The organism is Kitasatospora sp. NPDC001309 (genome assembly GCF_042896295.1).
In the GTDB taxonomy this organism is placed as follows: domain Bacteria; phylum Actinomycetota; class Actinomycetes; order Streptomycetales; family Streptomycetaceae; genus Kitasatospora.
On the sequence record NZ_JBIAXC010000021.1, the window covers coordinates 41740 to 62983 of the forward strand.

13 protein-coding genes and 1 pseudogene are annotated in these 21244 nt (G+C 75.6%); 2 read left to right on the forward strand and 12 right to left on the reverse strand.

Annotation, left to right across the window (positions count from 1 at the left end):
* Positions 1-4269: 4269 nt before the first annotated feature.
* The 9 genes and pseudogenes from ACFY2K_RS21545 to ACFY2K_RS21585 all read right to left on the reverse strand — a co-directional run bounded on the left by ACFY2K_RS21545 (position 4270) and on the right by ACFY2K_RS21585 (position 17258).
* A complete protein-coding gene (locus tag ACFY2K_RS21545) occupies positions 4270-5172 on the reverse strand; it encodes a serine/threonine-protein kinase (RefSeq protein WP_387713326.1) in 903 nt (300 codons plus the stop codon).
* Positions 5155-5874, reverse strand: a pseudogene (locus ACFY2K_RS21550) (SPFH domain-containing protein); the annotation flags it as partial. The pseudogene ACFY2K_RS21550 and the gene ACFY2K_RS21545, both read right to left, overlap by 18 nt.
* 366 nt (positions 5875-6240) lie before the next feature.
* Positions 6241-7800 carry a SagB/ThcOx family dehydrogenase gene (locus ACFY2K_RS21555; RefSeq protein ID WP_387713212.1) on the reverse strand — a complete coding sequence of 520 codons (1560 nt, stop codon included), beginning with the start codon at positions 7798-7800 and terminating at the stop codon, positions 6241-6243.
* A gap of 107 nt (positions 7801-7907) precedes the next feature.
* Positions 7908-9911 (reverse strand): TOMM precursor leader peptide-binding protein, encoded by a 2004-nt coding sequence (locus tag ACFY2K_RS21560; RefSeq protein WP_380644851.1) that lies wholly within the window; start codon positions 9909-9911, stop codon positions 7908-7910.
* Positions 9908-11926: a hypothetical protein gene (locus ACFY2K_RS21565; protein WP_387713215.1), complete on the reverse strand. Its 2019-nt coding sequence runs from the start codon at positions 11924-11926 to the stop codon at positions 9908-9910. Before ACFY2K_RS21565 ends, ACFY2K_RS21560 begins: the two co-directional genes overlap by 4 nt.
* A gap of 5 nt (positions 11927-11931) precedes the next feature.
* On the reverse strand, positions 11932-13083 hold the full coding sequence (locus tag ACFY2K_RS21570; RefSeq protein WP_380522679.1) for a thiopeptide maturation pyridine synthase: 1152 nt from the start codon (positions 13081-13083) through the stop codon (positions 11932-11934).
* Positions 13076-14077, reverse strand: coding sequence for a lantibiotic dehydratase C-terminal domain-containing protein (locus ACFY2K_RS21575; RefSeq protein WP_380522680.1), 1002 nt, complete (start codon positions 14075-14077; stop codon positions 13076-13078). Before ACFY2K_RS21575 ends, ACFY2K_RS21570 begins: the two co-directional genes overlap by 8 nt.
* Entirely contained in the window at positions 14070-16907 is a 2838-nt protein-coding gene (locus ACFY2K_RS21580; protein WP_387713220.1) for a lantibiotic dehydratase, read from the reverse strand. The genes ACFY2K_RS21575 and ACFY2K_RS21580 overlap by 8 nt, the downstream gene beginning before the upstream one ends.
* A gap of 186 nt (positions 16908-17093) precedes the next feature.
* A complete protein-coding gene (locus ACFY2K_RS21585) occupies positions 17094-17258 on the reverse strand; it encodes a hypothetical protein (RefSeq protein ID WP_360234200.1) in 165 nt (54 codons plus the stop codon).
* A 188-nt stretch (positions 17259-17446) separates the two neighbouring features.
* On the opposite strand from ACFY2K_RS21585, the gene ACFY2K_RS21590 reads away from it, so the two are divergent.
* Complete coding sequence (locus ACFY2K_RS21590; RefSeq protein ID WP_387713223.1) at positions 17447-17878, forward strand: BlaI/MecI/CopY family transcriptional regulator; 432 nt, start codon at positions 17447-17449, stop codon at positions 17876-17878.
* A complete protein-coding gene (locus ACFY2K_RS21595) occupies positions 17875-18864 on the forward strand; it encodes a M48 family metalloprotease (protein ID WP_387713226.1) in 990 nt (329 codons plus the stop codon). Before ACFY2K_RS21590 ends, ACFY2K_RS21595 begins: the two co-directional genes overlap by 4 nt.
* Positions 18865-18917: 53 nt before the next feature.
* On the opposite strand, the gene ACFY2K_RS21600 is transcribed toward ACFY2K_RS21595, so the two are convergent.
* The 3 genes from ACFY2K_RS21600 to ACFY2K_RS21610 form a co-directional block, all read right to left on the reverse strand.
* On the reverse strand, positions 18918-19319 hold the full coding sequence (locus ACFY2K_RS21600; RefSeq protein WP_387713229.1) for a pyridoxamine 5'-phosphate oxidase family protein: 402 nt from the start codon (positions 19317-19319) through the stop codon (positions 18918-18920).
* 87 nt (positions 19320-19406) lie between these two features.
* Complete coding sequence (locus tag ACFY2K_RS21605) at positions 19407-20036, reverse strand: MBL fold metallo-hydrolase (protein ID WP_380405249.1); 630 nt, start codon at positions 20034-20036, stop codon at positions 19407-19409.
* Positions 20033-21118 carry an S-(hydroxymethyl)mycothiol dehydrogenase gene (locus tag ACFY2K_RS21610; protein ID WP_375891644.1) on the reverse strand — a complete coding sequence of 362 codons (1086 nt, stop codon included), beginning with the start codon at positions 21116-21118 and terminating at the stop codon, positions 20033-20035. The genes ACFY2K_RS21605 and ACFY2K_RS21610 overlap by 4 nt, the downstream gene beginning before the upstream one ends.
* Positions 21119-21244 lie beyond the last annotated feature (126 nt).

Consider the following 21244-nt stretch of genomic DNA (forward strand, 5'->3'; position numbering starts at 1 on the left):
GTTCCCGGTGATCTGTGGGTTCGTGGAGGTGACCCGTGGATCGAAGCCACTGCCACCGTCGTCTCCAGGTCCGCTCCGCCCGCGCGGAGGTGACCCGCGGCCGCGCAGGTCACGCAGCCGTCCGTCCGCGTCCGCTCCGCCCGTGCGGAGGTGCCCCGATCGTGACGCTGATCAGCGAGGGCACGGTCACGTCAGCTCCGCCCGTGCGGAGGTGCCTCGAACCAGCCGCTCTTCATGCCTGCGATGGGGAGGTCCGCTCCACCCGTGCGGGGGAGGCCCCGCGAGAGGACCGAGGCGCTGCTCGCGCTCCGGATCGGCCCCGCCTGCCCGGAGGTGCCCCGTGCACCGTCCTCGTGCGCCCGGCCAGGGCGACGTCCGCTCCGCCCGCGCGGAGGTGACCCGGAGGGCGAAGGGCGAGACCTCACGTCCGAGGAGTCCGCTCCGCCCGCGTGGAGGTGGACCGGCTTTGAGGTTGCGCCAGGTGTTCGCCAGCGCGTCCGCTGCGCCCGCGTGCAGGCGTGCCTCCTGCACGGTGTGAGCTCCTGGGCAGCTCGTTCACCGCGGTGCTGTCCGCGAGCCGTGGCACCATGGGCAGCGAGCGCTCCTTGACACCACAACAGCACAACCCAGCCTCACCATCACGGTCAACAAATGGCAAAGGCCGCGATGCGCCGCAGGTCGCGAAGGGTCCGCTCCGCCCGTGCGGAGGTGCCCCGAGGCTGGCGTCGGTGGTGACGAGGTCTTCGAGGTCCGCTCCGCCCGTGCGGAGGTGCCCCGCAGACGAACGCGATCGATCCCCACCAGGCCACGTCCGCTCCGCCCGTGCGGAGGTGCCCCGTGGCGCAGGGTGTTGGTCCCGAGCGCCAGCACGTCCGCTCCTCCCGTGCGGAGGTGCCCCGGTGCTCGCGGTCCGCGCCGCCAACGTCCAGGCCGTCCGCTCCGCCCGCGCGGAGGTGACCCGGACGGTATCCCGGTCGCCTTCACCAAGCGCGGGTCCGCTCCGCCCGCGCGGAGGTGACCCAGTCGTCGGGAACAGGTTCCTGATCTCCGACCGGTCCGCTCCGCCTGCGCGGAGGCGTCTCCGTGCCGGCGGTGCTGTCGTTGCCCTGTGTGAGGTGTGCGGAGGCGACCCGCCGAGGGAGTCTCGCAGGCCGGAGAGGACTTCGACTGTTCCGCCAGAGCGGAGGTGCCCCGTCGGGCGACACCCTGTTCGAGATCGGCCAGCGATCCGCTCCGCCCGCGCGGAGGTTCCCCGCCCCGCCCGGTTCGGCTCGGCCGGGGTGGAGTCCGCTCCACCCGCGCGGAGGTGCCCCGGGATCTCGACCGGGCGCTACCGCCACGGGACGGTCTGCTCCGCCCGCGCGGAGGTGCCCCGGTGTCTATCAGCCGGGGCTTCGCGGCGAAGACGTCCGTTCCGCCAGCGCGGAGGTGACCCGTACAGCAGGCCAGGCAGCACCACAGGGATCTGCTCCGCTCCGCCCGCGCGGAGGTGACCCGCCCTTGACCAGCAGTGCTGCAGCGGCGAGCCAGTCCAATCTGCCTGTGCGGAGGTGGCCCGAGGCCGGACCGCTCGTTCATCGTCCAGCACGTGTCCGCTCCGCCCGTGCGGAGGTGACCCGTAGAGCGCGATGGCGGTGTGCTTCGGGATCTCGTCCGCTCCGCCCGGGCGGAGGTGCCCCGGGCTGGTCGAGACCAGCCCCGGTCAGGCCGCAGTCGGAGGTGCCCCGATGAACGCCTACGTCGACCCCGACGTCCAGGCGTCCGCTCCGCCCGCGCGGAGGTGCCCCGACCAGGGACCGAAGCACCATGTAGCTTCGGGTGGCCGTTCCGCCCGTGCGGAGGTGCCCCGGTGTGTGCCTCCGTTCCGCCAATGCGGAGGTGGCCCGGACGACGACCCGGTCCGGATCCTGCGGACCGGGTCCGCTGCGTCCGTGCGGAGGTGACCCACCCGCCGCAACCGGCTCTGAGCTGGGCTGAACGTCCTCTCCGCCAACGCGGAGGTGACCCAGTCGTCGGGAACAGGTTCCTGATCTCCGACCGGTCCGCTCCGCCAGCGCGGAGGTGCCCCGGAGTACTCGCAGATCGAGTCCCACGCCCGGCCGTCCGCTCCGCCCGCGCGGAGGTGACCCGTCCAGGAGGTGGCTGGCGGCCTCTGACTGCACGTCCGCTCCGCCTGCGCGGAGGCGTCTCAGTGCCGGCGGTGCTGTCGTTGGTGTGCGGAGGCGACCCGCCGAGGGAGTCGCGCAGGCCGGAGAGGACTTCGGCTGTTCCGCCAGAGCGGAGGTGCCCCGTCGGGCGACACCCTGTTCGAGATCGGCCAGCGATCCGCTCCGCCCGCGCGGAGGTTCCCCGCCCCGCCCCGCCCGGTTCGGCTCGGCCGGGGTGGAGTCCGCTCCGCCCGCGCGGAGGTGCCCCGGTGTCTATCAGCCGGGGCTTCGCGGCGAAGACGTCCGTTCCGCCCGCGCGGAGGTGAGCCGACGATTGGCAAGGTCGGGGGCGAGGAGTTCGAGTCCGCTCTGCCCGTGCGGAGGTGGCCCGTTGAGCAAGTCCACTGGTCTCGGAAAGGTCTAATACTCTCCGTCGCGCGGGGTGACCCGGTCCACCGAACTCGGGCGGGGTGCCAGCCGAGTTCGCTCCGCCCGCGCGGAGGTGACCCGTCGCGGCGGTTGGTCACGAGGAGCCTCCCGAGGTCCGCTCCGCCTGCGCGGAGGTGCCCCACTGCCCTCAACCGCCGGCCTCATCGAGCGCTTGTCTGCTCCGCCCACGCGGGGGTGGCCCCGGCGTCCGCTCTCTGAGTCGCGTACCACCGCCCGTCCGCTCCGCCCGCGCGGAGGTGGCCCGGTGAGCACGGTGTGCTCCGGCAGCTCCAGCGCGTCCGCTCCGCCCGCGCGGAGGTGCCCCGCACTACACCACCGGCGAGATCCTCGGGTCCGCGTCCGCTCCGTCCGTGCGGAGGTGCCCCGTCGCCCTGGTACAGGGCGTCTACGAGGCGGGTGTCCGCTCCGCCCGCGCGGAGGTGACCCGCCTTGAACTGGTCCGGGTCACCGTCCCAGTGCGTCGGCTCCGCCCAGCGGAGGTGACCCGTTGAGCAAGTGCACTGGCCTCGGGAAGGTCTAATACGCTCCGTCGCGCGGGGTGACCCGGTCCACCGAACTCGGGCGGGGTACCAGCAGAGGTCCACTCCGCCCGTACGGAGGTGGCCCCTTCGGGAGGCTGTTCGGCGCGTCCTCGTCGAGATCGGCCCCGCCTTCGCGGGGGTCGCCCCGAGGCCTGATACCCCAGGTCCGCTCCGCCCGCTGAGAAGGAGGTTCACCCCGTCGTCTGCTCCGCCCGTGCGGAGGTGACCCGTGGATCGAGGCCACTGCCACCGTCGTCTTCAGGTCCGCTCCGCCGGTGTGGAGGTCGCCTCCGTGTAGCCGGCCAGCAGCAGTCCGACCACGCTGTCCGGTTCGCCCTTGCAGAGACGACCCGTCCCGGATCCCGGGCCAGCGTCCTCATCGCGCCCTGGCGGCTCGTTCCGCTTGTGAGGAGGTGACCCGATGATCGTCGGGACCAAACCGGTGACCGAGAGGTCTGCTCCGCCCGCCCGAGGGTGTGTTCCACGTCGGGATGAAGGACGAGCTCGACCTCGGCGGCTGGGGTGATCTCGGTGCCGACGTCGGTTGCCTTCGTGACATCGAAGCGCACCATCTGGACGATGATCGTCCCATCCGCTCCGCTCGTGCGGAGGTGACCCGAACGTCCGCGGCAGCTCGACCTCCCCCGTCAGGTCCATTCCGCCGGTGCGGGGGTGACCCGAAGACCGGGATCAACAGGTTCCGCAGCCGCGGGTCCACCCCGCCCGCTCGAAGGTCTTGTGTCTGGCGAGTAGCAGGAGGTACTGGTCTCCGGTGAGCTCAAGCTCAACCAGTAGCAGTTCTAGACCGCTGGCATCGCACCGTGGCCCGGCCAGGCCTCCCGGCTTCTCGCCGACCACGTCTCAGGCTGGGGACCGACGAGAGCCTGCCGATCGCGGACCGCGTCGCCGGCTGCCTCGTCCTGCAGTTCGGCCAGAGCACCGACCGCATCGTCAACCTCGCCGTCGCCCAGGTCCGCATCCACCCCGACGAACCCGGGGTACTTGCCCCCAGCTCGGCCGCGAATCGCTCTGGCTGACGCTCGCGGACCTCCTGGGCACCGCGTCGCCCCTCGCCTTCGGACAGCACAAGCCCCGACGAGCCCAGAATGAGCCCCCTTTCGGGTGCAGGCCGTAGGCCGTGTGAGAAGCCCCTAGCTGGTGGACGCGCTGAGCAGGTCGACCATCGTCCGCACCGGAAGCGGCAACCAGTCCCCGGCGGCCGGGCGGTTTCGGGAGAGGCCCTCGACGATCTGAGTGGGTGTCGGACGGCGGTGGGGGTCATGGTCGAGACAGCGGACGACCAGATCGGCCAGTTGGGCCGGCAGCAGACCGAGGACGGACTCCAGGTCCTCACTCTCATCTACCGGCACCGCCCCTCCGGCATGGCACAGCACCATGCCGAAGGCGTAGACGTCCGTGGCGAACGTGACCGGCCCTCCGATGTACTGCTCCGGGGCCAGGAATCCCCGCGTGCCGATCAGCTGGCCGGAACGGGTGAGCATGGTGTCGTCGAGTGCCCGGGCGATGCCGAAGTCGATGACGCGAGGCCCGGTTCCGGAGATGATGATGTTGCTCGGCTTGAGGTCGCGATGGACGATGTTGCAGGCGTGGATCCCCTCGAGCGCCTCGGCAACACCGACGGCCAAGGTGTGCAGGCTCCGGCTCGGCAACGCACCGTAGTGCTTCAGGACTTCGTGCAGCGGCAGGCCGGGGATGTACTCGGTGATCAGCCAGGGCGGATCACCTTGCGGGTCGGCAGCGACCACCGGCGCGGTGTGGAATCCACCGACCCGGCGCACGGCCTCGATCTCACGGCCGAACCGCCGGCGGAACTCGGCGTCCGCGGCAAGCTCCGGCCTGATGACCTTGACCGCGACCAGGCGCTCCCCGGCAGAGCGCGCGAGGAAGACCGTCCCCATACCGCCCTCGCCGAGCCGGGCAGTCAGCTGATAGCGGCCGATACTGCGCGGGTCGTCCCCCCTCAACGGTTGATGGCATGGCCCGAGCGATGCCTGCAAGGGCGGCGGTGGAGCGGCCGGTGCTCCACTGTCCACCGCGGCGGCGACCCCCGCAGCCGCCCCTGTGTCGGCGCGCAGCACCGCGGCCTGGGCCTCGCCCTCGGCCTTGAGCACCTCAGCCTGCTTCTCACCCTCGGCCTTGAGGATCTGCGCCTGGCGCTGGCCCTCGGCGGTGAGGATCGCCGCGCGCTTGTCCCGCTCGGCGCGCGTCTGCTTCTCCATCGCGTCCTGGATGGAGGCCGGCGGCTTGATCGTCCTGAGCTCGGCGCGGTTGACCCGGACGCCCCACTTGCCGGTGGCCTCGTCCAGGACGCTGCGCAGACCGGCGTTGATGACCTCACGGGAGGTCAGGATGGATTCGAGGTCCATCGAGCCGATGATGTTGCGCAGCGTGGTGTCGGTCAACTGCTCGATCGCCTCGGCGTAGTCGGCAACCTCGTAGGTGGCGGCGCGCGGGTCGGTGACCTTGTAGTGGACCACCGTGTCGATGTCGACGACCAGGTTGTCCCGGGTGATCACCGGCTGCGGCGGGAACGGCACGACCTGTTCGCGCAGGTCGATCCGGGCGCGGACGCGTTCGATGAACGGGATGACGACGTTCAGGCCTGCGTTGAGAGTGCGCTTGTAGCGGCCGAAACGCACCACGATCGCGGCGCGGGCCTGCGGGATCACCCGGATCGGTCGGGCCAGGGCCAGCAGTAGAATCAGCCCGATGATAAGGATGAGCACCGGCTCCACTCCAGCCCCCTCGCCCGTGACCACATCGGACATCTGATCCGGACGACGTCCGGCAGTGTCCGGCCCGAAGTCTGACAGACGTGCACCGTGATGCCTATAGCCCGACCGGCCGGGGCGAGGCTCACGACCCGACGGAGTTTGGCGGTACGCGCCGATAGCCCGAGTCCGCTCCGCCCGCGCGGAGGTGACCCGTCAGAACAGGCCTACGACCGGCTGTTAGGGGCGTCGGGTCGGCAGTCCTTGGAGCGCGGCATCGCGCCGAGGACGACCTGCTCGGCGGCCAGGTCGTACGGCACCGCGAAGGTGACGCTGCCCGGCTCCGGTGCCGGCTCGCTCTCGCTCGGACCCGACGTCGGAGCTCCTCTTCTAGACCGGGAAGCCGAGTGTCGGGCCGGGGCGGGGGGTGCCGATGTGGAGGGCGCTGAGGCTGGTCAGCCCGGCGGTGGGGAGGCCGAGGGCCTCGTCGGTGGCGGCGCAGGAGGCGTCGGAGCGGATCCGGGCGGACAGGCCGAGGGCGGCCGCCGCGAGGGCGGCGCGTTGCAGGGCCAGCCCGGCCTCGATGTGGGCCAGGCGGTACCAGCGGTCGCCGTACGCGTCGATGCCCGCCTCCAGGGCGGCGACCGGCAGGACCGTCAGGGGCGCCTCCAGGTAGTCCAGCCGGGTCGGCGGCGCGGCCAGCCCGGCGGCGATCCGGCCCGGTGCGCCGGGCGGGACGGGCAGCGGGGCCAACTCCCCGTCGCGGTAGGCGTAGCAGCCCGCGGCGAGGCCGGTGACGTCGCGGACCACGCAGCACAGCGCGACCGCAGCGGGTGCCGTCGCGACCCCGGCGAGGTCCCCGGGGTACCCGGCGGCCGCGGCGCCGAGCAGCGCCGCCAGCGCCCGCCGGTCCATCGGCACCGGCAGGAACCCGTTGCTCGCCGAGGCGCGCCGCGCGACCCCCGCGCGGAGGCCGGCCGAGCCCAGGGGGGCCGCGTCGGGCAGCCGGATCGCCGCCCCGGTCCCGGGCGCGGGCAGGGGCGCGGGAAGCGGCCGGGCGGGCTGGACCGCGTCCGGCCGTTCGGTCAGCGAGGCCCCGTGCACGGCGGCGGTGTAGGGCAGCAGCCCCAGGATCGAGGTCGGCGGTGTCACCGGTACGGCCGGCACCGACGGCAGCGACGGCGGCTCGCCGGGGCCCGGGCCGGCCGCCGGGCCGGCCGCCGGGGCGGCCGGGTGGCGGAGCGTCAGGACGGCCGTCACGCTCTGCCCGTAGGGGTCGAGGCCGAGCAGCGCGTCGACCGGCCGGTCGTCCTGGCGCAGCCGCACCCCGACGGCCGCGCCCAGCGCCTCGGCGACCGCCTGGGCCTGGGCGAGCAGCACCCCGGTCTCCTGCTGTTGCAGCCGGTAGCCGAACTCCCGGTACTTCACGGCGCTGCGCCAGAACACCGTCGTGAGGACGAGGACCAGGTCGGGCGCCTCGCCGGTACCCGGCGCCAGGGCCCTGCGGTGGTCCCCCGGGCGGACGGCGACCAGCCGGTGCCCGACGCCGTCGTAGTGGTACACCGCCGCCGGCAGGCCGGGGGCCGCGCCGAGCGCGAGGTACGCCTCGATCGGGTAGCGGGCGCCGCCGCTCGGCGCGGGGCGGCAGTCGCCCTGGCCGGGCGGGGCGGCGAGCGCGGTGCCCGTCGCCGGGTCCACCGGGTACATCCAGTTCGCCCTGGTCCGGCCGAGCAGTTCGCGCATCAGCGTGCCCAGGACGGCCGGCCAGTCGTGGGCGCCGTCCGCCGGTTCCCACGGCAGCGGCACGGTGGGGCGGTCGGCGTGGACGAGGTGTGCGGGCGGGAGCGGGCCCGGGGACTGCGGGAGCGGTCCGGGGTGGCGGCCGTACGGCAGGTAGGCACGGGCCGCCGCTCCCGGTGCCGGGTCGGTGGGAGGAGCGCTGGGTGACACGGGTGACCTCTGCGGAATGTCGTGGCGGTCCGGTCTCGGCCGGTTGCGTGGGGCGGATCGGTCGCCCGTGGCGGATCGGTTGCACGGGGCGGATCGGTCGCGGCGGTTCAGGGGAACGGGTGCGGGTCCGGGTTGAGCTCCGCCGGGGTGAGGTCCCGGTCGCGGTGGCCCAGCAGCCGGGGCACCGTCAGCAGCCGTGGCAGCCCGTGGGTGCGCCGGAACCGGTGCCCGAAGGTCATCGGCAGCGTGCCGGGGACCAGCACCTTGACGCAGGCCAGCCCGCCGGCCCGGTGTTCGGCCGAGGTCTGGTCGACCACCACCACGTCCAGGCCGGTGCCGGTGAACCGGCCGACCAGTTCGGTGAGGTCCCCGATCAGGTCCCGGTGCTCCGGCCAGGGGGTGCCGGCGGCCACGGCGGCCAGCGGCACGGGCGGCGCGCCGGCGCCGAGGAAGCCCAGCCGTTCCCGGGCGGCCGGGTGGCCGTACAGGGTGGCGTGGTCGTCCATCGTCCGCACCTCGGCCGGGTCCGCCAGCATCCGGGCCGCCCGGTCCGGGTCGTGCCGGCGGTCGGCGCCGGACAGGAAGCCGGTGAGCTCGGAGAGGCTGCGCAGCAGGGCCCGTTCGGCCGTCAGCGCGGTGCCGGCGCCGCAGAGCAGGTCCAGCCCGCGCGGCGTGGCGGATCCGGCGGCGGGGTCGGCCTCGGCCAGGACCCAGAACGCGGGCACCCGGTGCTCGGTGGTGGTGGCGAACGCGCGCAGCCGGTAGCCGAGCCGGTGCCGGGCGAGCTCGGCGAGCAGCGGGATCCGGCGGTCGGCGGCCGAGGCCAGGTCGACCTCGGGGACGGGCAGCCGGGCGTACCAGGTGAGCAGGAAGGCGTCCCGCTCGGCGACCTCCAGCAGCCCGTGCAGCACCGCCTCGGCCGGGCTGTTGCCGAGGGCGCAGCCGTTGGACGTCTCGAACACGAAGGAGTCGTCGAGGTGGCCGCGGTTGTAGTAGGCGTAGCTCTCGGGCACCAGGACGGGCAGGCCCCGGGCGAAGGAGTACCCCCACACCCAGCGCAGTTCCCGGTCGGGGGTGTACGGCGCGAACGGGAAGCCGGGGAGGCCGTGCTGCTCGGGGTGGTGCAGGCCGAGCCCCTGGGGGTCCACGGCGTGGTCCGCGATGTCGCGGAACCGGGCCGTGACGGTGGTGCGCCGGCCTCGCGGGGCCTCGCCGCCCAGCCGCTCCAGGGCCTCCAGGACGGCGGCGAGCCGGGTGGAGCCGAGGTCGGTGGCGTGACCGTAGCCGTTGGCGCTGGCGTGGACGGCCCGGGAGGGGGCCGTCCGGGCGGTGGCGCACAGGGCGGCGGGGGTGGACCAGGTGTCCACCGAGGCGATCACGCCGGTGACCGGGTCGACGTAGCGGTCCGCGAGGACCTCCGGGTCCGGCTGGGCGGTACGGGGCACGTCCGGGTGGAGCTTCGGCGCGGGCGGCAGCGCGAGGACGGCCGCCGCCGCGCTGTCGGCCGGCAGGGCGCCGCAGTCCGGGCAGTACGGGTGCGGCAGCAGGGTGCTGCGGGAGGTCTCGCCGGTGTCCGCCGCCACCCGCAGCACCGCGTCGACGGTGCGGGGCGGGAGCGGGCCGGCGGTGGGACCGGCGAAGGCGGCGAGCCGGGCCGTCTCCTCGCTGACGAGGCCTCGGACGGCGTCGAGCAGCAGCGGGTTGGTCCGCAGCGCCGGCAGGTCGGGCGGGAGCAGCTCACGGTGGGCCGGCTCCGCGCTGTTGTCGCGCTCGCGCAGCTCGGCGCAGCCCGGGCAGCCGGGGCGGCCGGGGAGGCCGGCGGGCCCGAGGACCACCTGTCCGGCGAGCAGCCGGACCGGCAGCCAGGGGCGGCGGTGCGCGGCCGCCCAGGCGCGGCCCCGGCGCAGCGGTTCGAGGTCGCCGGGGCCGGCGGTGGTGACGACCAGGACGTCCGCGACCTCCGGGAGATCCGGGAGGTCCGGGAGGTCCGGGCCGGGCTGCGCCGGGTCGTCGGCAGTGACGGTCCGCCGGTCGGGGGCGGCGGCGAGCCAGGGCGAGCCGAGCAGCGCGACGGTGACCGCGCCGCGGGCGGGTGTGCGGAGGTCGGTCACGGGAGCAGCACCACCCGGGTGAGGTCGGGCAGGACGGCGGTCGCCTGCGGGTCGAGGTCCAGCGGGACGGCGACGGCCCGCAGACCCGTGGTGGTCCGCAGCGCCGCGGCCAGCGCCGCCAGGTCGGGGTCCGGGGCGGCGGCCATGTGCGTGGCCGCGGGCTCGGGCACGGCGACCGCGACCGCGGGCACGGGCACGGCAACCGGCGGAACCGGCTCGGGCCGGTACCCGGGCTGGTCCTCCGTGCTGGACTGCCAGGCCAGCAGCGCGCGTTCGGCGGAGCGGGCGACCGCCTCGGCCAGGTCCCGTCCGGCGGCGGCGACGGTCCCGGTGCCCAGCCGGGTGGCGCAGGCCGGCACGCCGGTCACCGCGGTGAGGTCGTACAGGGCGGGCTCGCCGACCGTGCCGAGCAGCCGCAGCAGGTGGCCGGTGCGGGGGTCGGCGGCGAAGTCCGCCGGATCGAGTGCGGTGGCCCCGGCCCGGGCGGCGCCGGGCGCCCGGGCCAGCAGGGCCTCGACCTGGTCGGCGAGGCCGAGCCAGTGCGCCTCCTCGGGCGAGCGGCCGCCGGCCGTGCCGCGCAGCCGCTGCCCGGCGGTGCGGTCCGGGAACGCGGTCGGCACCGGGACGGGGACGGGCCGGCCGTCGGCCAGGTCCACGCCCTGGAGGGTGGTCCGGCCCTCGTCCGCGGCCCGGCCGGCGGTCGCGTCCGCGGCGTAGGCCGCCAGACCGGCCAGCACGGCGGTGGCCCGCGCCTCGTCCCGTTCGAGGCCCGAGCCGATGGCCGGTACGTCCAGCGGCTCGCCCCGGTAGCCGTGCGGGACGGCCCGGCAGACCCAGAGCGGGGACTGGGTGAAGTCGGCCTCGTCCACCGCGCCGAGCAGGCCGGTCCGGGCGTCGACGACGCGCGCCGCGCGGACCAGCAGGTCGGCGTCGGCAACGGCGTCGGCAGCGGCAGCGGCAGCGGCAGCGGCAGCGGCATGAGCGTCGGCGGACGGCGTCGCCGCACCGCTGGTCGGGGCCGCCGGGTGGGGCAGGACCAGGTGCCGGGAGCCGGCCAGGGTGTGCAGGTCGGTGCGGGCCAGGGTGGGGGCGGCGGAGGTCCCGGGGGCGGGCGGCAGGTCGTCCAGGCCGGTCAGGGCGCGGAACAGGCCGAGCACCAGCCGGTGCGCGAGCAGGCCCGGGACGGCGCCGCCCAGCGGCGCCTCGCGCTCTCCGTCGCGCGGCGGCAGCAGCCGGCGCCAGCCCGATGCGGCGGCCCCGGCGTCGGCGGGACCGAACCAGGCCTCGGCGCCGCCGAGCAGCAGTTGGGCCGGGGTCAGGCCGGCGGCGGCGCAGTGCTCCGCGGTCGCGAGGAGCGCCCGGCGGGCGGCCCCGAACCCCTCGTGCGCCGTCCGGACCTCCAGCACGGCCCCGACCCGCGGCCGCTCCGGCCGCTCCAGCCGCTCCGACTGGTCCGGCCGCTCCGGCAGGTCCGACCCGTCCGTCAGGTGCACCCGCTGGTCCTGGTCCCGTCGCTGCGCCGACGCGAACCGGTCCAGTGCGGTGAACGCGGCCGGTTCGGCGACCACTTCGACGTCGCGGCACCCGGTCCGCAGCAGCGCGCGCAGTGCCGCCTCCCGGAGCGGCCCGTCGGCGATCAGTCGCACCCGGGTGTCCCGGTAGCGCTGGAAGCGGTGCTCGGCGGAGTCCAGCGCGTGGCGCAGGAACGCGATCTCCGGTGCGTACTCGCGCAGTTCGTGCTCGGCGAGGCCGTGCGGCCGATCCTCCCGGGCGTCCTTGACGAAGCCGAGCCGGTGCAGGCGCAGCACGAGGTCCCGTACGGCGCCCTGCTTGTCCGCCGGGAGCGGGGCGGTCAGTTCGTCCAGGGTGTGCCGGCCGGTCAGGTGCGGGGTCAGCCGTCGCAGCCACTCGTACGCCTGTGCCCCGGGCAGGACCCAGGAGCGGTGGCCGGCGTGCAGGTAGGCGCCCTCGGGGACCGGCACGCAGCGGACGTCGTCGTTGAGTCTGGGTCGCATCCGGCTCAGCTCCTCTGCGGGTCGGTGGTGGCGGGGACGGCTCCGGCGGGGTGGAGCTCGGTGGGGGCGGCTCCGGCGGGGTGGCGCTCGGCGTAGGCGCGGGCCCGGTCCAGCGCGCTGACCCCGAAGGCGTCCTCGACGGTGCGGGCCGTCAGGTAGCAGAGCAGGAAGCGCTGGGTCATCGAGAGGCCCAGCCGGTCGAGGTGGGTGTACAGCTGGTTGATCGCCAGCCGGTGGCCGCGGAACCAGGTCGTGGACATCACCTCGCTCCGGTACGACGCGTTGCCGAGCAGCAGGCCGAGCAGTTCGCCGAGTCGCGGCTCGGCGAGCAGGGGGGTGCGGGCGGCGTGGTCCAGGTCGATCAGGCCGCCCTCCAGCAGCGGCAGGGCGGCGGCCTTCCGGTCCCGCACGTACCCGGCGAACTCGGTGACGAAGGGCAGCCGTCCGGTGCCGTCCAGGGTGTCGAGCACCGCGGCCAGGTCGTCGCCGAGTTCGCCGCGCAGCTGCTGGAACCGCGCCTCGAAGGCGGCCCGGACGTCGTCCGGTTCCGCGCACTGGGCGAAGAAGCCCTCGGCGTGCGAGGCGAAGGACATGAAGCCCCGGGACACCGGCGGCAGGCTGGTGTGCGCGAAGGCGAACATCAGCCACAGCGCGGGCCGCAGCCGGCTGTGGCCGGTGCGGCGGACGTGCTCCAGGACGGGGAGGGCGAGCCGGCTGCTCGCGGCGTGGCCCTCGTCCAGCAGTTCGGCCAGCCGCGGGCTCCCCAGGACGTGCCGGCGGTCCTCGTACGGCTCGCTCTGGAGGGTGTTGTCGGGGTACCACGGCGACAGCGGGCCGCGCTCGTCCAGCAGGGCCGCCCTGCGGGCGTGGCCCGCGGTCTCCCGGGCCTCGTCGAGGACGGCGGTGGACGGGCTGCGCCGCAGGAAGGCGGCCAGCCGCTGTTCGGCGGCCGGCTGCACGGTCCCGCGCCAAGCACTGTCCGTGGTACGGAAGTTGAGCCGCACGTGCGGGCCGCGCCGCCAGTGGCGCTGGAAGTACGGCTGCTCGATCACGTCGGCGAGCTCGGCGAACAGGGGGCGGACGGCGTCCAGCAGCAGCGCGTCCTTGTCGTCCTGGTAGTAGCGGATCTGGAGGCTGCGCCAGTGGGTGTCAGTCACGGTGGTACCCGGTCCTCGCGGGGTCGGTGGATGGGCCGGCGCGACCGGCGCCGGAGGGGGCTGCGGCCAGCCCGGACTCGACGAGGCGCCGGATGCGCTGCTCGACGCCGTGGTCGAGGCCGAGCCGGTTGTGCAGCAGGTGGACGCAGCGCAGCAGCACGGCCAGCACCGCGCGCCGCCCGGGCGCGGCGGAGCCGGGCGGCGGGACGGCGGTGGGGTGGGGGGCGGTGATCCGCAGCCGGCCGCGGGCGTCCAGGTCGAGCAGGTCGGCCCGCAGCTCGCGCACCGAGCGCAGCCAGCGGTCCTTCGGTCCGTCGCCGGTGACCGGCCCGTCCGCCTGCCGCCGGGCACGGGCCACCCGGTCCGCCATCGCGGGATCGGTCGCGCCGCCCGGGCGGGGGCGCAGCGCGGCGGCCAGCCGGTCCCGGTCGGGCTCCCAGACCGCGAGCGCCAGGATCAGCGCGTCCGCGCCGAAGCCCGCGCGCTGCGGCCCGGTCGCCCCGTCGGCGAGCAGCCCGAGGGCGAGGTCGCTGGAGAGGGTGAAGTGCCGCTCCACTGCGCGGACCGCCTCCGGCCCGCCGAACACCGACTCCTCGGGCCGGTACCGGATCTCCTCGACGGCGTCGTGCTCGCGCACCGAGCGGTCGTGGTCGGCGAGCCCCTCGGCGGCGGCCAGCCGCTCGGCCCAGGCCGCGTAGTCGGCGGCAGGCATCCGGCCGGCGGACGGGTGGGTGTCGAGGTGCCGGCCCAGCGCGGTGCGGGCCCGGTCCCGCACCGCCTCCGCCCGGGCGGCCGTGCGCGGCAGCAGCCGCAGCCGCAGGTGCGGGCCGCCCTCCCAGTACCGCAGGTAGAAGTACTCGTCGATCAGCCCGTCCCGCCGCAGGTCGGCGACCAGCGGCCGGACGGTCCGCACCAGCAGCGCGGTGGCGTCGGCCGTGCTGAACGCGTGCAGGCTCAGCCACTCCCGGCCGCTCCCGCGCCCCGGCTCAGCCACGACCGGCCCCCGCCGTCCGAGGGTCGGCACCCGGGGCGACCTCGGGGTCGACACCCGGGTCGGCAGCGGAGTCGGCACCGGGCTCGGCACTCGGCTCGGCACTCGGGTCGACCTCGACGACGTACTCCACGACCCGTCGTCCGAGGTCGCCGAGGACGGGCGCGGCCACCGGGTCGGGCAGCGCCTCCTGGAACAGCAGGACGCGGTCGGGGCGGGTGAGCAGCCGGTGGAACAGCAGGACCAGGTCGGGGTTGGCGAGGTCGAGGAACATCGGCTTGCGGTCGCGTAGCTCCCCGAGGTCCCCGGGGCGCTGCGGCTCCCGCCCGCCGGCCGGCTGCCGCGGCGCGGGGCGGTCGGGGACGGCCCGTACGAAGGTGCGCTCCGGCACGCCGTGCCGGCGGGCCCAGTCGGTCAGCCGCAGCAGGTAGTGGGCCTCGTGCTCGCCGCGGCTCGGCCGCGGGACGGCGTCGGCCCGCACGCACCACGAGGCCCGGGCCACGACGACCCGGCCGACGGCGGTGCGCGGCCGGTGCAGGACCTCCCGGGAGTGCGCGGCGGGCGTGGTCGTCAGTAGCTCCCACAGCCCGGCCGAAGGCCCGGGGGTCTCGCCGAACAGCCTGACCAGGAGCAGCATCAGCGGCGGCAGCAGCCGGTCGGCCATGGTGCCCAGGTGCAGCGGCCGGACCTCCGGCCCGTCCGGTCCGTGGCGCAGCACGAGCCGCCGCCGGTCCGGGTCGTGGTCGACGAAGAGCGCGGCGGCGGGCAGGCGCTCGGCCGCGGGCCGGTGGCTGTCGACGCCCGGGGTGTCGATCTCGAAGCGGACGCCGTCGGCCCGCAGGTTGAGGTTGCTGCCGAAGGCGCCGCCGCTCTCGGCGAACAGCACGCTGCCCGGGCGGTCCGCCGGACCGTCGGCGGGTTCTGCCGTCCGGTCGGCGAAGTCCCCCTTCTCCTGGGCGAGTTCCGGCAGGACGCGGCGCAGCCTGGCGGTGCCGTGCCCGTGGCCGGCGCCGACGCCGTTGAGGACGAGGTCGAGGTCGCCGTCGTCGTCCCGGCCGGCCTCCTGCACGTAGCAGGACAGCGGTCCCGGGGCCGACCGGTGGGGGGCCAGGTCGGCGAGCAGCCGGTCGACGGCGCGGGCCGGGAGGCGGACGACGCCGTCCCCGTCGGCGGGGTGGTCGCGCAGGAAGCCGATCGCCTCGGCCCGCAGGCCGGCGAGCTCCCGGACGGCGGGCACCGGGCTGGCGCCCGGCGGGTGCCCGCCGGCCGTGGCCGGGTTGAGCAGGGCGCGCAGTTCGGCTGCGGCGCTGCCGGGGCGGGCGTCCCGGAGCCGGGTGACGAGGGCGCGGTGGAACAGCGGGAACGGGACGGGCCCGGCGTGGTCGGCGAAGACCTCGGCCGCGACCAGCCGCAGTGCGGCGTCGGGCCGGAACAGCGCGAGCAGCCGCCCGACGGCGGCGAGGTCCGCGAGCGCGCCCGCCCAGTGCTGGGGGTCGCCGTGCAGGACGACCTCGGTGAAGACGGCGTTCTCGTGGAAGAGGTTCTTGCGGGGCGGCGCCTGGGTCCGGTCGCCGGGCGTGCCGTAGGTCTCCAGCAGGCCGGTGATCTCCCGGTCCACCCGCCGGTGCAGCGCCGTCCGGACCGCCGCCGACGACCCGGGGTAGGCCGCCAGGGCGCGCCGGACGGCCTGCAACTGCCGCTGTCCGTCGGGGAGTTCCCAGCGTTCGAGGTGGCGCAGCAGCTCGCCGAGGTGGTCCGGGGACTGGTCGGCGAACGGCAGCCCCGCCTCCAGCAGGCCGACCTCGACGAGTTTGGCGAGGTAGGCCGTCGCGGTCTCCGTCACAGTCGTCGCCGAGGTTGCCGCCGTCACCGCGTCGGACCGGGCGGCCGACCCGCCGGCGCGGGCCGCGAGGTGGTCGCGCAGTTCGGCGGCGGTGCGCGGGCCGCCGGCCCGCAGGAGGTCGACGCAGGCCCGGGCCGCTCCGTCCGCGGCGACCGACAGCACCCGCTCCGACCAGCCCGGTGCGACGAACCAGAAGCGGCCGTCCTCCTCGCACAGCGTCGGATTGACCCGCAGCACCCGGCCGCGCGGCGGCGTGCGGGGCCCGGCCAGTGCGTGCGCCAGCCGCTGCATCACCCAGACGTTCGGCTCGACGACACTGTGCCAGGCCGTCGCGCCGGTCGGCGCGACGGCGGAGCCGCAGCGGCGCCACTCGCCGAGGCCGGTCACGGTGAAGGTGGCGTACGGGCTGGTCTTGGCGGCCGCCCGGGCCAGGTACTTGACCAGGCGCAGCCTGGTGCGGCGGGCCGGCTCGGTGCCGGCCGGGGAGTCGAGCCACGCGGTGAGCGCGTCCGAGAGCATCGGGTTGCCCTGGACCAGCCCGTGGCGGAAGGCCGGGTTCGCGGTGTGGCGGCGTACGGCGGACAGGGCGTCCGGGAGGTCGCGGTCGTAGCGGTCCGGGAGCGCCGCGAAGTCCGCCCGGTGGGCGCGCAGGGCGGCCAGCCAGGCGTCGATCCGTTCGGCGAGGGCGGTCGGCAGGGCCTGCCGGACCTGGTCCGACCAGACCGCGGGGCCGGGCACGCTCGCGCCGTGGAGGCTGCGGCGCAGCGCCACCACCCGCGGTTTCAGCTCGGAGCCGGCCAGCGCGCCGATCACCGGGTGGCAGGCGTCGGCCAGGCGCGTGCCCTCGTGGGCCAGCCGGTCGCGTTCCGCGAGCAGGTGGTCCACCGCGGAGCGGACGGCCGGTCGGCGCAGTTCGTGCAGGGCGTCGGCCGGCAGGCCCGCGACGCGGACGGCGAACCGGCGGACGGCAGGGGTGGTGGGGGGAATCACGGTGGGAACGCCGTTTCGTCTCCGGAGGGTCCGACGGGCTCTTCCCAGCGCGCCGGAGGGGTACCGCCGGTCAGTCACCGGTGGTCGTGCTGCCGGGGAGCGTCCCGCAGGCCCTCGCCGGGTCCGACGGGACCGGCGGGACGCTCCTCAGTGGCTACCCGTCGGGCGGGTGCCCTGCCCGATCGATCAGGTCAGGCTGAAGTAGCAGTGGCAGCCGTAGGGGGCGCAGGAGGCGCCGACCTCGGTGTGCGCGCTGTCGGTGGCCAGCGAACCGATGGCGTCGCCCTCGGCGAGCTCGATGCCGGTGACGTCCAGGGCGTCCAGGTCGAGCGAGTTCAGCTGCATGTCCATGGTGACGGTCCTTCCTCTCGTTCCGTCGGCCCGTTCGGGCTGACAGGAGAACCTTCACAAGCGCCGATCTACAGCCGATATACGGAGAGCGCCGTCTCCGTCCACGGCCCGGACACCCTCCGGTGGCCCGCCTCCGGCCCGGTAAAGTTAGCTGAGGCACACCTAACCTGTACGGACCGGGGAGAGAGATGGCGAGGGACGGCCAGGAGGCCAGGCGCCCGCACGGCGAGCTCGTGGCGGACGTGCTGGCGGTGCTGTGGGCGGCCGGGGAGCCGCTGACCGCCCAGCAGGTCAAGGGCGCCCTGCACCAGGACCTCGCCCGGACGACGGTGGCGACGATCCTCACCCGCCTGCACGAGAAGGGGACCGTGGCCCGCACCCGGCCGGGGCGTTCCTTCGCGTACGCGCCCGTCGCGGACGCCGCCGGCCTGGCGGCCGGCCGGATGCGCCGGGAGCTGGAGAAGGAGCCGCACCGGGACCTCGTCCTGAAGCGGTTCGTGTCCTCGCTCTCGGCGGACGACGGGGACGCCCTGCGCCGCCTCCTCCTCGAAGCGGAGGGCGAATCCCCCGCGGCCGTGACGGGCGAGGGAGTAGCGGGAGCAGCGGGAGGCGGAGCATGACGCTGTTCCTCGTGATCGTCGCCCTCGCCGTCGCCCTGCCCTGGGCAGCGGTGCCCGCGGCGGACCGCCTGGCCGGACTGCTCCCGCCCCGTGCGGCCTCCTTCGTGCTGACCGGGGCGGCGGTGCTCCTCGCGGGCGGCACGCTCGCGGCGCTGGTCGGCCTCCTCCACGTGCCGTTCCTCGCGGGGCTGGAGCACATGGCGCTCGGCCGGGTGGTCGCGGACTGGCCGGCGGCGCTGCCGGTGGCCTGCGCGGCCGGGGCGCTGCTCGCCGCGCAGGCGGTCCGGCTCGCGCTGGCCGCGCGCCGCCACCGCGCGCTACTGGCGCGTGCCTGGGAGCTGACCGGCGCGGCCGCGCCCGGGAGCGACCTCCTGGTCGTGCCGGGCGAGGAGGCGGAGGCCTTCGCCCTGCCCCGCCACCGGGGGCGCGCCGGCCGGGTCGTCGTGACGGAGGGCATGCTCAGGGCCCTGACACCGTCGGAACGGGCGGTGCTGCTCGCGCACGAGCGGGCCCATCTGCACGGACGCCACCACCTGCTCGCGGGTGTCGCCGACCTGGCCGCCGCCGTCCATCCGGCGCTGGGACGGCTGCGCACCGCCCTGGAGTTCCACCTGGAGCGGTGGGCGGACGAGGCCGCCGCCCGGGCGGTGGCCGACCGGCGGACCGCCGCGACCGCCATCGCCCGGGCCGCGCTGGCCGGTGCCGGTGCCGGTGCCGGTGCCGGTGCCGGACGGTACAGCGGCGGCCGGTACGGCGACGGACGGCACGGCGGCGGCCGGGTGCTCGCCGTGGACACGGGGCCGGTGCCCCAGCGGGTGCAGGCGCTGCTCGGACCGGAGCCCGCCGGGCCGCAGGGGCGCGGACCACGCCTGGCCGCCGCCGCGTTCTGCGTCGCGGTCGTGTGCTCGGCCCTGCTGGCCGTCGGGCTCGCCTACGGCCTGCACGAGTACGTGGAGTACGCGGCGGAGCGGATCACCGGCCGCTGACGCGTGAGCGGTGCGGCGGGGTGCGGCCCGGTGGCAGCCCGGTGGCGGCCCGGTCAGGCGCGGCCGAGGACCTGGGTGACGGTGATCTCGATGACCACCCGGTCCGGGTTCTCGCGCGGCGGGCGGTAGCGCTCGGCGTAGCGGCGCTCGGCGTCGGCGACCTGCTCGGCGGTGTCGCGCACCACCGCGACGCCCTCCAGGGTGGACCAGCGGGCCCGGTCCACCTGGCAGACCGCGACGCGCAGGCCCTCGGGTCCGGCCGCCGCCACGTTGCGGGCCTTGCGGCTGGTACGGCTGGTGATCACCCGGGCGGTGCCGGTCTCCGGGTCGAAGGTCACACCGACCGGCACCACGTGCGGGGTGCCGTCGGGCCGGGTGGTGGTCAGGGTGGCGATGTGCCGCTCGCGCCAGAAGGCGAGGAAGGCGTCGTCGAGGTCACGCGGGTCATGGGCCATGATCGCGATCGTACGGCCCCCGGGGCGGCGTCCTCCCCGGGGGCCGTACGGTACGCGGCGAGCAGCCTTGGGACTGCGTACGGGGCCTCAGTGCCCGCGGGCGATCCACTCCGGCAGGGCCGGGGCCTCGGCGCCGATGGTGGTCGGGTCGCCGTGGCCGGTGCGCACCACCGTGTCGGCCGGGAGCGACAGCAGCCGCTCGCGGATGGACTCGATGATGGTCGGGAAGTCCGAGAAGGAGCGTCCGGTCGCGCCCGGGCCGCCGTGGAACAGGGTGTCGCCGGTGAACACGGTGCCGAGCCCGGGGGCGTGGAGGCAGACCGCGCCGGGCGCGTGGCCCGGGGTGTGCAGCACGGTCAGCTCGGTGCCGGCCACCTCGATCCGCTGCCCGTCGGCGAGTTCGCCGTCCGGGAGCCGTTCGGGGTGGGTGAGCTTCCACAGCGGGAGGTCGTCCGGGTGCAGCAGGATCGGCGCACCGGTGCGCGCGGCCAGCTCCGGGGCGGCGTCGATGTGGTCGTTGTGGGCGTGGGTGGAGACGATCGCCAGCAGCCGGCGCCCGCCGAGGGCGGCCTCGATGGCCGCGGCGTCGTGCGCGGCGTCGATCACCACCGCCTCCTCGTCGTCGCCGACGATCCAGACGTTGTTCTCCACCTCCCAGCTGCCGCCGTCGAGTTCGAAGGTCCCGGCGGTGACCAGGCGGTCCACTCGGGTGGTCACAGGATCACCACCGAGCGGAGGACGTCACCGTGGTGCATGCGCTCGAAGGCCTGCTCCACCTCGTCGAGCCCGATCCGCTCGGTGACGAAGGCGTCCAGGTCCAGGCGGCCCTGGAGGTGGAGGTCGATCAGCATCGGGAAGTCCCGGGAGGGCAGGCAGTCGCCGTACCAGGAGGACTTGAGCGCGCCGCCGCGGCCGAAGACGTCCAGCAGCGGCAGGTCCAGGGTCATCTCCGGGGTCGGCACGCCGACCAGGACGACGGTGCCCGCGAGGTCGCGGGCGTAGAAGGCCTGCTTGTAGGTCTCGGGGCGGCCGACGGCCTCCACCACGACGTCGGCGCCGTTGCCGCCGGTGAGCTCGCGGATCGCCTCGACCGGGTCGGTGGTACGGGAGTTGACGGTGTGGGTGGCCCCCAGGGAGCGGGCCTTCTCCAGCTTGCGGTCGTCGATGTCCACCGCGATGATCTTCGCCGCGCCCGCCAGCCGGGAGCCCATCACGGCCGCCCCACCGACGCCGCCGCAGCCGATCACGGCGACGGTGTCGCCGCGGCCGACGTTGCCGGTGTTGATCGCGGCGCCGAGGCCCGCCATCACGCCGCAGCCCAGCAGGCCCGCGACGGCCGGGTCGGCGGCCGGGTCGACCTTGGTGCACTGGCCCGCCGCGACCAGGGTCTTCTCGGCGAAGGCGCCGATGCCCAGCGCCGGGGACAGCTCGGTGCCGTCGAGCAGCGTCATCTTCTGCTTCGCGTTGTGGGTGGCGAAGCAGTACTGCGGGCGCCCGCGCTTGCAGGCCCGGCACTGGCCGCACACCGCGCGCCAGTTGAGGACGACGAAGTCGCCCGGCTCGACCTCGGTGACGCCCTCGCCCACCGACTCCACGACACCCGCGGCCTCGTGGCCGAGCAGGAACGGGAACTCGTCGTTGATGCCGCCCTCGCGGTAGTGGAGGTCGGTGTGACAGACGCCGCACGCCTGGATCCGCACCACCGCCTCGCCCGGCCCCGGGTCCGGCACCACGATCGTGGTCACCTCCACGGGTGCGCCCTTGGCGCGCGCGATGACTGCCTTGACCTGCTGGGCCATCCGATTCCACCTCCGTCGGCCGGTACGGCTACGCACCGGCGTGACCTGCGACAAACGACTGCGAGAGAACTCTAGAAGCACTTCCGAAGGAGTGCCTACGAAGGGTAGCGCCCGCCCGGCCGGGCG